The following is a 14281-nucleotide window of genomic DNA, read 5'->3' as shown; positions in this document are numbered from 1 at the left end:
TGGCCGGAATCAGCGCCAGCGCAAATCCAGTAGAGATCCGCCATGCACTATCAGACTGACGACCTTCGTATCCAGGAAATCAAGGAACTGCTTCCGCCCATCGCGCTGCTGGAAAAATTTCCCATCACCGATGCGGCTTCGACGACCGTTTACGAGGCACGCCAGGCCACTCACGCCATGCTTTCCGGGCAAGACGACCGGGTGCTGGTCGTCATCGGCCCGTGCTCGATCCACGACACCGCCGCAGCACTCGAATACGGCCGCAAGCTGAAACCGCTGCGCGACGAGCTGAAAGGCTCGCTCGAAATCGTGATGCGCGTCTACTTTGAAAAGCCGCGCACGACCGTCGGCTGGAAAGGCTTGATCAATGATCCGTTCCTCGACGGCAGCTTCAACATCAACGAGGGCTTGCGCATGGCGCGCAAGCTTCTGCTCGACCTCAACGATTCCGGCATGCCGGCCGCCGGCGAGTTTCTCGACATGATCACACCGCAATACATCGCCGACCTGATCAGCTGGGGCGCCATCGGCGCGCGCACCACGGAATCTCAGGTTCATCGCGAGCTGGCTTCCGGCCTCTCGTGCCCGGTCGGGTTCAAGAACGGCACCGACGGCAATCTCAGGATCGCGATCGACGCGATCCGCGCTGCCGCAGCGCCGCATCACTTCCTTTCGGTCAACAAGTTCGGTCACTCCGCCATCGTTGCCACCGGCGGCAATCCCGATTGCCACATCATCCTGCGCGGCGGCAAGGAACCGAATTACGACGCCAGCCATGTACGCACCGCCGCCGCCGATCTTGCTGCGGCCGGTTTGCCGGAAAAGGTGATGATCGACTATTCGCATGCCAACAGCCGCAAGGATTACAGGCGGCAGATGGGAGTCAACCAGGATGTTTGCACCCAGATCGCGGAGGGCAGCACCCATATTTTCGGCGTCATGGTGGAAAGCCACCTGCACGAAGGTCGCCAGGATGCCAAGCCGGACCAGTCCCTCAACTACGGTCAATCCATCACCGACGCCTGCATCGGCTGGGATGACACGGAAAAGCTGCTGCGCGACCTGGCGCAAGCCGTTGAAAAACGGCGCGCAGCTTGCAAGAAATAATTCCGCTACCGTAGTTTGAATTGACGCCTCGCAAAATTGCGAGGCGTTTTTTCTTTCCGGGTTGTTCCGCAGGGTTAATGCGCGGAAAATCTTTCATACAATCAAGACACGGATTGCCCATGTTAGCCAACCGAGTTTCCGCTCCCCGCATCGCCAGCTACCTGCTGGCCATCCTGGCATTGTTCCTGGTCCTGCATTTCCACCTGATCGCGCCACTGCTCGGTGGATTGCTGGTATTTGAACTGGTGCAACTCGTTTCTTCACGCACCCACCTCAATCGTCTGCCGGACAAACGGGCGCGGCTTATTGCGCTGGTTTTCATTGCCGGGATGATCGGTTTGCTCTTGTGCATGATCGGCGCCGGGATTTTCTGGATCTTTCGTGGCGAAGCGAGCGCCGTGTCTGACCTCATCAGGCGCGCGGAAACCATTCACGAAACACTGTGCCAGGATCTGCCGAAATGGATTGCCGTTTACCTGCCGCAGGATCTATCCGGCTGGAAAACACTCCTCAACAACTGGACGGCCAAGCATGCAGCCAACCTGCAATCCTTCGGCAAACATACAGGCCATGTCCTGGCCCAGCTTTTGATCGCCATGGTCATCGGCGCGCTGATCTCGCTGCATCCGCGCATCGAATCACGCGGCTCGCTGGCCTTGGCCCTGCAGGATCGCTGCCGGCATCTGTCTGCAGCATTCCGCAACATCGTTTTCGCCCAAGTCCGCATCTCGGCCCTGAACACGTTTTTTACCTGGTGCTACCTGGGGATATTGCTGCCGATGTGGGATGTCCATCTGCCACTGACCAAAACGCTGATCGCCGTGACCTTCCTGGCCGGCCTGCTGCCCGTGATCGGCAACCTGATTTCCAACACGGCCATTTTCATGACCAGCCTGAGCATTTCGCCGGCCGTAGCCGTCGCTTCGCTGACTTATCTGGTGGTGATCCACAAGCTGGAATACTTCCTGAACGCACGCATCGTCGGCAGCCGCATCTCAGCCAAGGCATGGGAACTGCTGCTCGCCATGCTGACACTGGAAGCTCTATTCGGTCTGCAAGGGCTGGTTGCCGCTCCGGTGTTCTATGCCTACGTAAAGGATGAGCTGAAGGCTGCCGGTCTGGTCTAAACCCAAGAACCTGTTCATCCTTCTACTGGTTCTGAGGTTTCCTAACCGCTCAGCACCGCGTCCAGCTTCAGATCCCAGTGATCGACGGGAAGATGGCTGGCCTTCTGGCATTCGAATCCCAGACCGATCAATCTTGGCTTCAGCCAGTATTTGCGCAAGCGGCGAAAGGCAAACGTTGCATCGTAATAGCCGCCTCCCTGCCCCAATCTGAATCCTTGGTCGTCATAGCCCACCAAGGGCAGAAACACGGTGTCGAGCCGATGCGGCAGGCACGTTTTCTCATGGGATGGCTCGGGAATGCCGTACGCCCCGGCGCTCCAGGAAGTATGCTGGTCCAGGCGCACGAATTCGAGTTGTTTGCCGTTCTTGGGCACCCTGGGAACGTAGACTTCTGCGCCCAGTTTCAAGGCAAGCAACATCAACGGCCAGGAAGAAAACTCGCTGCCGACCGGGATATACGCCGCAATGCGTTTACCCGGCTTCAGCCACCCGTTGCGCCGCGCCTGGAGTGCAGCACCCAATTCGGCCTTCCTGCGCTCTGCCGCAGTCATGGATCCGCGTTTGCCGCGCAGCTCGTGCCGCAATGCAATCTTGTCGTGGAGTTGTTGAACCGAGTGGAGGGAAACTTCGCGCACTGGCCGGATTTCCGGAGAGGGAAATGAGGGAAGGTTTCCCGCAAGCGCCGTCCGGCTCGCATCTTGAACCCTGAGGTTCAAGGGGTCGCCGGCCTTGGCCATCAGGTTCGTTCGACGGGGAACGTACACAACAGGCCTTGTATGGCTGGCAACCGGGGTCTGCTTATCGGTTCAAAGAATATGAGCCGTAACGGACGCCGCAGGAAAACTTGAAACTTTGTCGATCAATGCGTCGCTCAGAACAACGCACGCTGTTCCTGCAAAGCGGCATCAATCGTTTCATTCATACTATGAATTTTACGCTGTATTGTACCGATGTCAAAATCGCCGCTGCCAACGCGCACATGCAGCAGTTCGTGCGCGATGTTGAGCGCAGCCATGATGGCGATTTTTTCCAGACCCACGACCTTGCCGCCGGCACGAATCTCATGCATTTTTTCGTCGAGCATCTGTACAGCCTGCAACAGGGCGGGCTCTTCCTCTGCGGGGCAAGCCAGACGGAACTCGCGCCCCATGATGCTCACGTCGAGCTGCTTGATCTCGCTCATCAGGCATCCTCCGGCAATCTGGCAAGTATCGCTGCCACGCGCTCGGTCGCGCCCTCAACCTTCTGCTTCAATTTCAGGGCCTCCTGCTTCTCTTCCAGCAATTGCTGGCGCAAGACCTGATTTTCCGTGCGCAGATCAGTGCACACACGGGCCAGCAGGTTCACCTTTTCTTCAAGACGCGCAAGTTCGGCTTCCATAGTGCCATCCAAGAATGCGGTTGCGGCCAATTCTAAGGCATTTTTGCGCTGCGCGCCCGATCGATCAAGCGGCAAAGCATTTCCATCCCTTCCGGAAGGCGCGGACCGGGACGCATGAGCTCGTCGTTACCCAAGAGATGCAACTGCCCGTTCTGCACGGCGGGAAGCTGCCTGTAGCGTTGCCATTGCGCCAGTGATGCCTGGCCCGACGTCGTGACGATGATTTCCGGGCGGTGGACCAGTACCGCTTCCAGGCTCACCAGCGGCGCGGCGGCCGGTTGGGAAGCAAAGATGTTTTCGCCACCACAATCTTCGACCATTTTCCCCAGGAAGCTGCGTCCGGACACTGTCATCAGCGGCTTTTCGCTGACCTCGACAAAAACCCTGATGCGCTCTGCAAATTGATAGCGCTGTTTCAAGCCGGCAAGACGTTGTTCGTAACCGCTGGCCAACGCTTGAGCGCCCTCATCCACCCCGAGCAATTTACCCAGCTTGCGGATTTCATCCGCCACACCGGCAGGTGTCTGCGGTTCGATGGCAAGCACTTTGATTCCGTACCGATTCAGACGTGCGGCAAGCCTTGCCTGCTGCCGGGAAGTCCAAGTAATGACCAGATCGGGGCGCAAGGCCAACAATGCTTCCGTGGAGGGCTCGGGATAGGCGCTGACACGCGGCAAATGCCGTACTTGCGGCGGAAAGTTGCTCGCGCCATCGACCGCCACCAGGCGGCTGGCATCAAGTACCGCAACCAACTCCGTGGCATGGGGGTACAGGGAAACAATGCGCCTTGGATAGTCCGCGCAAGCCAGTGCAGGCACCAGCAACAACAGACATCCCAACCAACCCGGTTTCATTCCGCTGCCATTTCCTCGTCGCCTTCCATCTCGATTTCCTCGGGAAGCGGCTCGCGGATATCGTCCGGTGTTTCCAGCGTAATGCGCCCCAGCGTGCCAGAGCGGAAGTCAGTCAGAATCAGCTCGGCCGTCTTCTGCTCATCCACCCGGCCACCAGACAACATCGCGCCCCGGCGGCGGGCTATGGCGGCAAACAGTTCTTCCACCGGTTTGTCGAGGTCCAGCGCACCGTAACGATCCAGCAACGCCTGCGGATAGCGCTCGCACAAGGTTTCAATGGCAAACCAGGCTACGTCCACCTGATCGTAGGCATTGGTCCCGATCGACCCCGCCAGCGCCAGGCGATAACCGCACTCCTCGATTTCGACCTTGGGCCACATCAGGCCCGGCGTATCGTAGAGAATCGTCCCACCCGGCAACTCGATACGCTGCTGCGATTTGGTCACCCCCGGCGTATCAGCCACGTTGGCAATCCGGCGCTTGGCAAGATGATTCATCAAAGTCGACTTGCCCACGTTGGGGATGCCCAGAATCATCGCCCGCAACGGTTTCTCGACACCCGTGCGGTGCGGTGCCAGTTGGCTGCACAACTGGGAAATGCGCGTAGCGGCTGCCTTCTTGTTGTCCTCGCCCAGCAACAGCGCCTCCACGCCCGATTGCGACTTGAACCAGTCATACCAGACCCGGCTGAGCTTGGGATCGGCCAGATCCTGCTTGTTCAGAATCTTTAATGCCGGGCGCTGCCGATGTTTGCGCAGGTTTTCGATCATCGGATTGGTGCTGGACCACGGCAGGCGGGCATCAACGATCTCGATCACCACATCCACCTTGGCCATCGTCTCCGCCACCTGCTTGCGCGCCGCATGCATGTGCCCGGGAAACCACTGGATTGCCATCTTCATACTCCTTGTGAGGAGCGGATTATAGCGTTAATCCACAAAGGCATTGGTAAATCAATGGGTTGGGTTGTGGAAAACTGCCTGCAGAAGCTGGGACAACAACGTCATCGTGAACGAACCGGAAAAAACAACCAAACTGTCCACAGGCACAACATGAATTAAACACAACAGCAAACTGTATATAACATATTGTTTTATAAGAAAAAACACAGTTATCAACATAAAACGTGCATGCTTATTATCTGTTCTTAACCTTTCTTCTTTAATACAGTTGAAAACTGAGTAACTTCTGCAAGAAAAACTGTGCTTGTTGAAGTCACTGACATAAAAAATTACCAAAAATATTGTGTTATATTTTTATTTAATATACTCAGTTTTAATTTCTATTCTCTTTATATAATTTACAAAATCTCCATTCTTAAACCCAGGAGTAAATTTTACTTTATAAAATGAATTTAGAATTTTTTGAATATTTATTTCCGATATATTTGATTTTATTATTTCAATTTTTTCTATTCTACCCTGCTTATTTATATATATGTCAAATATTAGAATTTCATCTCTTGTGAACAAATTGCCATCAATCAAATCAATATCTGGATTTCCAATAATTTGTGGTATTTCATCAACTTCATTAGACCTGTAATAATTATTATCCTCATTATTTCTTGAACTGACCACTTCTGTTGGGCCCTCTTCAGAGGATTTGGTTACTGATTTTCCATTGTGTTTATTATTTTTTATTATTATATTTTTATTTAAATTATCTACTTCAGATATATTATTATTTTCATTGACATAAATATTTACTTCGTCATTTGTTGCTCTTTTTACTAAGTAAACTTCAATGTTTTTATCTTGTTTTATTTCATTGTTCAATTCTTTTCTTTCCAAATAAAAAAAACATAGGTGTATAAATAATGATAATACTATTGATATTTTTAAATATTTGCTGTGCATATCTGGTGCCATTTTACTTATGATGTGTCGTGCCAAAACTAATGGCCCTGTTTGAGCATTTTTCAGCATGATTTGGTAATGCGATTTTTCGCCACGTTACCAGAATCTCTCAATGCCGTTAATATAGTTGTAGCCTCTGGTAAATTCATTGTTCAAGTTGTCAATGCAAAATTGCTTGTCGTACCAATATCGACCAAGCCCTCAACGAAAAAACGCCTATATAGATCACGCTATCGAGGGTGAAGTGGTCTCGCATTATGGCTTGCAGCCTGGTTTTTCCACAGATCTGGCACGATCCGGATATATACTTGACCTTGTTGTTTTACCAAGCCAAAACGATCAATTTTCCGTATGTGCCGCGTTCAGAAGAAGGATTTGTACTCTTCGATTTCGCCCAGCAGAGGTGACTGCAGTTCGCAAAAATCGGCAATGCCTTCGCACACCACCTTCAGGTAGCGCTTGGCTGTGTTGCGGCTCAGGATGATCTGAGAGGCATCCTGATCGACAGCAAAACGGCTGGGTAGCCCGCAAATTTAGCCTCTGAAATTTTTGAACAGTAGACACTTTTTTTGCTGGCATAGCAGCAGCTTAGACCATTATCCAACCACATATTCTAGTCACGACCCTTATCTAAACCTCAATTCTAATCATGAAAAAAAACCCATCAGGAGATGGGTTTTTTATTTTTTACTGAATCAGTTCACGCCATATAATCTTTTTCTTCATGAACTGTAAAGATTGTTGCCCAAATGGTATGCCAGGCATAACTGTTGGCGTAGGATTAGTTGAAGTAATTATGGAAACAACAGGCTTTTTGTTAACATAGATAATATTAACCCCTACTATTGGAGATGATACCTTTGTACCTGACAAGGTTGTACCTGTCACATAACCACCTGTTTTATAGTTCAAATAATTTAACCAGCTGTATCCACCTGGAGAGCAAGCTGTACTTGTAGGTACAATTGTTGGGATCAATATTGTTCCTGATTCAAGAATCGGGTCTACATTGGCTCTTTCTCCCGAATCAGGAAAATCTGCAAACCATCCCCGTTTGCTGGTCAGGTCAACAGGATTACTGGTGACTGTTCGCGAAGTTCCTGAATTTGTCATGGTTTGCTGAACCATGAATGAACGCGGATTAGTCAGTGCGGTAGATTCACCATTATCCGTTATTGCATAGATACTTTGAGTATCAGTGTTTGAAAGATCACTTTGCTCAAGATATTTTCCGGTCGCAACATAAATGACATGCTTTCCTGAAACCAAACCAAGCTCTGGCCGGGTAGTAACGGGCTGCGTTGTTCCAGAAATATTCAGATTTGCCAAGAGTGTTGCAGTGTTGGCATTGATATCAAAACGCCATACATTCCCCTGCAAATCTCCACCATACACATCCGTAGCGACGTTATTTTTGCTTGCCTGGTCAGCCCAAGCGGCAATTCTTCCCAAACCGCTGGGTGTTGTGGCTGACCCTGTGTTAGTGGATATTGCTGAAATTTTAGCACCGGTAATGGCATTCAGAACAAAGAGATAGCCTTTTCCATCACCTGCCGGCGAATTGGCAATCTCTGTAATCGGGCTGGTTGTATATGCGCCGCTGCCCGTACCGTTGTTATAACCGGAACTTACCAATACAACCCAAGTTCCATCTGCTTTCTTGGTTATGACAGGGTAACCGAACGTGAATCCCAAGTTTGAATCGTTCGCAGACGTGAATTCCCATAATAGAATGGGAGAAGACGGGGTTGTAACATCCAGCGCGTAGTAGCCGCGCCCACCGCCATTAAGCCCGCCAACCAATATGGTTCTCCAGTTTGTACCGTCAAAAACATCTGATATGACAGGTGAGCCATTCACATAGTTTCTGTGATTGGTGGAATACATATCGTCGGCCAGCCGCCAGAGATTAGGAATCACTGGTGTGGGTATGAATGTCCATAACTCATTGCCTGTAGCAGCATCAAAAGCATGCAACATGCCATCGTTTGCACCGACGAAAATGGTTCCCGATCTTGATGCATGAGTTGCTTTGAATTCTGTATAGCCAGCATCAATGTAGGAATAATTCGGTTTTCCCAAATAAACAGGCTGAGACTCCACGATATCGCCAAGTGTTCCTGCCCTCATTCTGAATAGTTGATTGTTGATTTCATTACTTGGGCGCATATCGTAGCCATACTGCCCACGCAAATAAGCAACCAGTTTTTCCCCTGAGAGTGCATTGAGCTGGTCACTCGAAAGTGTTGAACGCTGGCTCAGATTGTTTCTCAGGAAAGTATTGCTGTAATTTCCCGACAGGCCTCTTGATGTAATATTTGAATAAGTGAATGACTGCAGGCTGCTGCCCGAGCTCATGTAGATGGTTCTTGTGTCATTAAAGTCAGCAACTTTTGATTGCAGCGTTCCAGTACACGACGTTGCCATTTCTACATCCGGACCGGTGGGTGGACGGCAAACATAAGTAGAACTTCCGCCGCTGGTAACAGCAACAACCGTTGAGGGGGAAGAACACGTATCGCCGGTGATGTTTTCCACACACCATTGCGCATCCAGAGCCGTTACGCCCGTATCGGTATTGATGGTGCGGCGCTCAAGGTTGCCTGTCCATTGCACAGTGGTATAACTTGCGACATAGCTATAGTTGTCGCCCGTTGTCGGGTTTAATGTACTGGTTGCAGCAGCAGCTCCGGCACCAACCTTTTTATCGATCTGACCCAATGCATCCTGCAGACTCTTGATCACTTCAGTTGGCGATTTGGCACTAAAATAAATGCCATCCGAATTGACTGCGGCATGCCACAAGTCATCGATACGTGCAGGAACCTGACTGGAACTACTGGTTACTTGTGGGTTAGGCCAGTTGACGCCCCCGGTACCATTTTTCAGATTGTAATAATCTCCGGATGTAGCCGTTCTGTAATCAGAGGTGTAATCCAGAACACCCGGAACACCCAATGCAAGACCAAAGGTGGTCATGCGTTGATTACCCCAGTCATTGCTGCATACATCACCTGTAGAACCGTCTGAGCGTGTTCCGCCTGTGCAGTTATTTAATGCATCAGTACGCAAATCGGTAGTGTAGTAATAACGAGCAATATCCGCCAAGGAATTGGATGAAGCGGTTGTTCCTTCATAGTAGGGACGCTGTGTACCACTTCCATCCATATTTCCAATGTCGCTGCTTCCTCCCAAATCTTTTCCTGTTCCGCCATTCCAGTATCCATCCGTGGCAACAAAGGCATAGTTTTTTTGACAGGAATATTGCATGGGATCTACAGCCGAAGAGCTATATTTGTGGGCATACAACCTTCCAACCTTGGATAACGCAACGCGTGTTGGTGTTCCTCCAGAAGCTGGCATGGCAAACAGTGAATCCAATATGTTTTTCTTGTGTGAAAATTCATATTTGTCAATATTACGGAATTGATTGGTGCCGCTGGTATATCCAGTGTCGCTTTGACGCGTGATCCCGACACGATAGCGCGCATCAACATCCTTGAATGCCAAACTGACCGCTGTCTTGATCATTTGAGTACGCGAACGATAATAAGCGAACCAATTGGCGAAATTGGTCATTTCTTCGTTACCGGTACAGTAGGTACCGGCGCAATCTGTACGCGTAGGGGCTTTGGCTATGGAGCTGGCACCAGGATAAGTCCCTGGATAAGGGTAAACTGCACTTGTTCCTGGAATGATGACTCTGAGCAGCTTGTAACCTGGATATGAATTGCTGCTGAAATTGCTAAGAGCGGCTGAAGTTGTAAATGTTCCACTCTTGGTGATGACAGGCGTGGCCAATGTGCCTTTGCCGCCCGTGATGGTGACGGTACTGCCCGAGAGGGTGGCGCCAAAACCTTCAACTGTACAGTTTCCGGTAGTTATGCCGTTGCAGCCATTGATTCCATCCACAATTAGCTGGGCAAAAGCTGAAGTTGATGTGGAACCGGCAGTGATCGTAGCCGGTAAAATTTCCAGTCCATTGACCGTGATACTGCTGATGGTTGCACCTGATCCGACACTGTTTACAGTGAAAGATGTTGTTCTTGCAGAAGGCGTGCGAAGATAAGAGAAAGTGGAGGTTTGTACAGCCTGGCAGGTACCGGCTGCTGGTGTGGCAGCTGACGCATTGGCTGATGAATTACACCAGCGTAACGGAGCTGGGTATTTATAGGTTGAAGTCGGTGCGCTCAGCGTCTGGCATGTTTTCAGAGCATGGTCAGAGCAATATTCACCCGGCTCAACTACATAAACAACTCTGTTAAGCAAGTTGGTAATCAAGTTGCTAGTGCTGCTTCCTGTATATGGATCAGATTTAACGGCTGTCCAGTTTGAGGTATTGTCTGCGGTTTGTGATGGATACTTGGTTGTATTTGATGATCCGTCTGCATTGAAATAGGCCGGTGGTAAATAAGTAATGGCAGGATCGTAATAAATACTGTTGTAGGAATTTGCACGATGCTTTTTTGGATCGCAGGACGAAGTATTGTTGTTTGCATCCGATACATTTGTATTATTGAATCCACAGCCAACCGTACCAGCCCAATCCGGTAAAAATTCCCAATCCATACTGCCGGAATCGTCGATGATCAGCATCAGATTCGGTAGTACCTCTGCCGCTACAGCGGTATTGGCCATTGGTGAATTGGCAAGCGCTACAGATCCTGCATGAACTTGAGTAAACATCAGGGACAGGCAGGAAGCTGCAAAGATACCTTGCACGAAGCGTTGAATATCAGACGTGCTCTTCATGGCGCATCTCCTAATAAACGAATGTTTGAATATAGCTGACCGTATTTCGCGGGCCGACAATCCTTGCGGTGATGCGATAAACCGGTGAGCCTGCAGTTGGCGGTGGACCTTCACCGCCAGCGCCACCAGCACCGATTCCACTTACCTTGCGCGAACCTGTACCTGCAGGCGCGGCACCTAGCAAGCAGTGGCTTTCATCTGCTGCACCAGGATTTTTGCACATGCGCTCGATAATGTAGCGAATTTGATTTCCACTGCAATCGATGTTCGTCGTCATATTGCCATAGCAGTCAGCTACTAGTGCCCCTGCACTTTTTCCTGCCGCCCATGTTGCATCATTGCTCATCATGGAATAATGACTCATTGATGCCGAGTAGCCATTTGTTGTGGCCATGCTACTGGTTGTTGCATAGAAACCGTTTCCAGGCATGTCTGCAGTTGGTAAATTATCTGTGATCCATTTGTTTGCCTGGATAACTGCATTCTCACCGGAGGTTGTTGCTGATTGCTTGAATGCCAGATTTCCGGAAATTATGGTTGCCGTATCGACGGTTCGTATCAATGCGGCAGCTGCAAGAGAGATAACGACCAGAGCAATCATTGCAATGAGAAGCGATATCCCTTGCTCCTTTGGATGAATGCGATGCAGAGGTTTCATTGAATAGCCTCCCTTGACCACACAACATTTCTCAAAGGGACAATGGTTTCAAAAACACGATATCTGTAATGTCCCCAATCTCCAGAAAGGTTGAATTGCGATCCACCAAAATAGGTGGGTTTATCATTGGTAACAATATCTTTTTCATAAAGATTGTTTCTTGCCAGTAAAGCTACACGGATTGATTTAATTCTATTTTTGTCCGTAAACGTACCATCAACCCAATCAACAATTTTATTATCTGTAGCTGAACCTGAAATTCCGTATTGTGCTTTTATCGCAATAATATCGTTTCCTACAGGCTCACCATTTCTTAAGAGTTTGTTTGAACTGATGCTGAAAACGGATTCATTCCACGCGCCAAGGCAGAATAATTTTGCCGGTATGGTTACTGTTGGAGGGGCAGAATTAATTGTTAGTGCAATTGTATTTGTTGCAATAGGTTCGTTATTACCATTTTCAGCAAAAGTAGGTATTTTTGTCATTAAACAATCTAACGAAGATGAGGGTATGATTAATACAGAATCACCGGGTTTGCAGCCAAGTGTGTTGTCTACGTTGGCGATGTTTCCTGCAAAATTGGCGAGTAAGGAAGTTGGAATTCCGCCAAAAGGCGAATTTCCATACCGGATGGTAATGACATCGCTATCTACACCTGAAACAATTGTTACCGGAAATGTGTTGACAGCAATAGGGGTGTTTTCTGTGTAATTTGTTGTGGTATTGCATTTTAAAGCGGAATAATTTGGATTACTTAGAGCATTGGTATCATTAAAAGCAATATTAGGCATTGCAAAACCAGCCATTTCTGCATCTCGCTGCAAGGCATAGAGTGCCAGACTACCGCTGGTTTGTGCATCTGCTGTACCTGAAGTGGTACGCTTGCGGCCTTCATACACTGAAAGGGTCTGGCTAATTACCAGCGTGACCAGCATGCCAATTACCAGCGCAACCATGAGTTCGATCAGGCTAAAGCCATATCCATATTTTCTGGATGATATATTTCGCAAACGATTATTCATGGTTTAACCCCCGGTAATGCTTGCGCTATTTACAACGCGGTGTGTTTCTGTTTCACCTGGGACCTGCCAGGTAATCGTTACAATGGTTTGATCAATGTTTTGCGTGTTATTGCATCCAGCAGGGGTGTTGCCTGAAATCCAGTGTGTTATTGATAATTTTCCATTTGGTAAATTGTACGGTGCCCCGGATATATCCTGGTCCGTTACGGAATATGCAGCCAGATTGCATGGGTCTGCCCATAATTTACCCAATTCCTGTTGGGCAATGTAGTTTGCCTGGGAGCGGAAACCTGCATCAGTGGTACTTCTTATCACGCTGGCCTGAAGCCCTACCAATGCCAAAATGCCAATCGAGAATATCAATATCGCAATCAGTGCCTCAAGAAGTGCGACACCATTTTGTGATGAATGATTAATAAATTTATTATGGCGTTTCATTTCAGCCCCTTTATTAAGGACAAGCGCCGAGAGCCGGTGCTGACAATTTTGTATCGCACAAACTCGCACTTCCGCCATTGTCCAGAATAATACGCAATGGGCGGCTGTCGCTAGCTGATAAAGCCGTATTGTCTACGGTTATTTGCCCTGAATTAGCTGGTCGGCCAAATTGATCAAATATGATTTTGCTGGTGCCGATCGTTGAATTGAAACTGAAAGTTGCGCCTGCGGCAGATTCAGCAGCAGAACGCTTCTGTATTTTTTCAGGGCATGCGGCTGTAACGGTATTGCAGCCTACAATCCATAGAGAGCCGGTATCACTTGCCGGTTGCAACTCGAAAAATACATTGGTATTTCTCTTTACAGCTTCTGATCGGGCATATTGCATGCCTGCCAGTACCGATTCTGCAGTCGCCCGGGTTTTATTATTTTGAACCCAGGCTATGAAGCTTGGGATTCCAATCGAAGCAAGAATACCAATGATGGCAACAGCCACGACCAACTCGATCAGGGTTAATCCTTTTTGTTGGCGGGCAAGACGGCTTTCCCTAAAGAAAGATTTTTCCGTCAAAAACGCTGTACTTTGCATTAGCAACCTCCACCTTTGGTCTTGACCCAACATGTATTATTAGTTGACCAACCAGAGCCTGCAGAGGGTGTAGCCATGTTGCCGGCTTCATCAACCGTATACTGAAACCCTGCCATGGGACCTGTCCCATCAGCCGTGAGTGTGTATCCAGTTGCTGTCAAGGCACAAGCGATTGAAAAGCTTGATGTAGTTACCGTGGCTGGGCAGGCGAAGGCGCGGTTATCCTGGAAAGTTTGTTCCATGCGTACACGCATTGTGGCAAGCCCGGATGTAGCTTCAGATACTCTGGCACTGATGACGTAATCCCGGTATGCCGGCAAGGCAATTGACGTCAGGATGCCAAGAATAGCGACGACGATCATTAGTTCGACCAAAGTAAAGCCGGTTTGGGTCTTTTTCAACATGGCGTTCTCCTTCGCATGATATGAGTTAAGTACTTTCCGCTTGCTATGGCGAGTCTGGTAGATGGACGTACTGTTTAAGCCAATAAATGGC

14 protein-coding genes and 1 other RNA gene are annotated in these 14281 nt (G+C 49.4%); 2 read left to right on the top strand and 13 right to left on the bottom strand.

The window, feature by feature from the left end:
- Positions 1-42 precede the first annotated feature (42 nt).
- On the top strand, positions 43-1107 hold the full coding sequence (gene aroG, locus BMZ36_RS08085; RefSeq protein ID WP_091194242.1) for a 3-deoxy-7-phosphoheptulonate synthase AroG: 1065 nt from the start codon (positions 43-45) through the stop codon (positions 1105-1107).
- A gap of 119 nt (positions 1108-1226) precedes the next feature.
- Complete coding sequence (locus BMZ36_RS08080) at positions 1227-2234, top strand: AI-2E family transporter (protein WP_091194237.1); 1008 nt, start codon at positions 1227-1229, stop codon at positions 2232-2234.
- A gap of 41 nt (positions 2235-2275) precedes the next feature.
- Here BMZ36_RS08080 and BMZ36_RS08075 read toward each other — a convergent pair whose 3' ends face one another.
- The 13 genes from BMZ36_RS08075 to BMZ36_RS08025 all read right to left on the bottom strand — a co-directional run bounded on the left by BMZ36_RS08075 (position 2276) and on the right by BMZ36_RS08025 (position 14190).
- A complete protein-coding gene (locus BMZ36_RS08075; protein ID WP_091194234.1) occupies positions 2276-2869 on the bottom strand; it encodes a 5-formyltetrahydrofolate cyclo-ligase in 594 nt (197 codons plus the stop codon).
- A gap of 31 nt (positions 2870-2900) precedes the next feature.
- A non-coding RNA gene (gene ssrS / locus BMZ36_RS08070) (6S RNA) lies at positions 2901-3078 on the bottom strand.
- 27 nt (positions 3079-3105) lie between these two features.
- Positions 3106-3417 (bottom strand): cell division protein ZapA, encoded by a 312-nt coding sequence (locus BMZ36_RS08065; protein ID WP_091194231.1) that lies wholly within the window; start codon positions 3415-3417, stop codon positions 3106-3108.
- Entirely contained in the window at positions 3417-3614 is a 198-nt protein-coding gene (locus tag BMZ36_RS08060) for a hypothetical protein (RefSeq protein ID WP_091194228.1), read from the bottom strand. Before BMZ36_RS08060 ends, BMZ36_RS08065 begins: the two co-directional genes overlap by 1 nt.
- A gap of 32 nt (positions 3615-3646) precedes the next feature.
- Complete coding sequence (locus tag BMZ36_RS08055; RefSeq protein WP_091194224.1) at positions 3647-4468, bottom strand: ABC transporter substrate-binding protein; 822 nt, start codon at positions 4466-4468, stop codon at positions 3647-3649.
- Positions 4465-5364: a ribosome biogenesis GTPase YlqF gene (ylqF, locus tag BMZ36_RS08050; RefSeq protein ID WP_091194375.1), complete on the bottom strand. Its 900-nt coding sequence runs from the start codon at positions 5362-5364 to the stop codon at positions 4465-4467. The genes BMZ36_RS08055 and ylqF overlap by 4 nt, the downstream gene beginning before the upstream one ends.
- A 360-nt stretch (positions 5365-5724) precedes the next feature.
- Positions 5725-6396 carry an energy transducer TonB gene (locus tag BMZ36_RS14330; protein ID WP_143086007.1) on the bottom strand — a complete coding sequence of 224 codons (672 nt, stop codon included), beginning with the start codon at positions 6394-6396 and terminating at the stop codon, positions 5725-5727.
- Between the two features lie 618 nt (positions 6397-7014).
- Complete coding sequence (locus BMZ36_RS08045; protein WP_091194221.1) at positions 7015-11079, bottom strand: pilus assembly protein; 4065 nt, start codon at positions 11077-11079, stop codon at positions 7015-7017.
- A 10-nt stretch (positions 11080-11089) separates the two neighbouring features.
- On the bottom strand, positions 11090-11737 hold the full coding sequence (locus tag BMZ36_RS14325) for a pilus assembly PilX family protein (RefSeq protein ID WP_143086006.1): 648 nt from the start codon (positions 11735-11737) through the stop codon (positions 11090-11092).
- Positions 11734-12759 (bottom strand): PilW family protein, encoded by a 1026-nt coding sequence (locus BMZ36_RS08040; protein WP_091194372.1) that lies wholly within the window; start codon positions 12757-12759, stop codon positions 11734-11736. Before BMZ36_RS08040 ends, BMZ36_RS14325 begins: the two co-directional genes overlap by 4 nt.
- Positions 12760-12762: 3 nt before the next feature.
- Positions 12763-13197 (bottom strand): type IV pilus modification PilV family protein, encoded by a 435-nt coding sequence (locus BMZ36_RS08035; RefSeq protein WP_091194217.1) that lies wholly within the window; start codon positions 13195-13197, stop codon positions 12763-12765.
- Positions 13198-13210: 13 nt separating this feature from the next.
- The gene (locus BMZ36_RS08030; RefSeq protein ID WP_177187825.1) at positions 13211-13786 is read right to left on the bottom strand and encodes a GspH/FimT family pseudopilin; all 576 of its coding nucleotides are present in this window, start codon (positions 13784-13786) and stop codon (positions 13211-13213) included.
- Entirely contained in the window at positions 13786-14190 is a 405-nt protein-coding gene (locus BMZ36_RS08025) for a type IV pilin protein (RefSeq protein ID WP_091194210.1), read from the bottom strand. Before BMZ36_RS08025 ends, BMZ36_RS08030 begins: the two co-directional genes overlap by 1 nt.
- Between the last annotated feature and the right edge of the window lie 91 nt (positions 14191-14281).

This window comes from Formivibrio citricus (genome assembly GCF_900115065.1).
GTDB classification, from domain to species: domain Bacteria; phylum Pseudomonadota; class Gammaproteobacteria; order Burkholderiales; family Chitinibacteraceae; genus Formivibrio; species Formivibrio citricus.
Note: the sequence above shows the minus strand (reverse complement) of the source record. Positions and strands in the feature narration are given on the sequence as shown.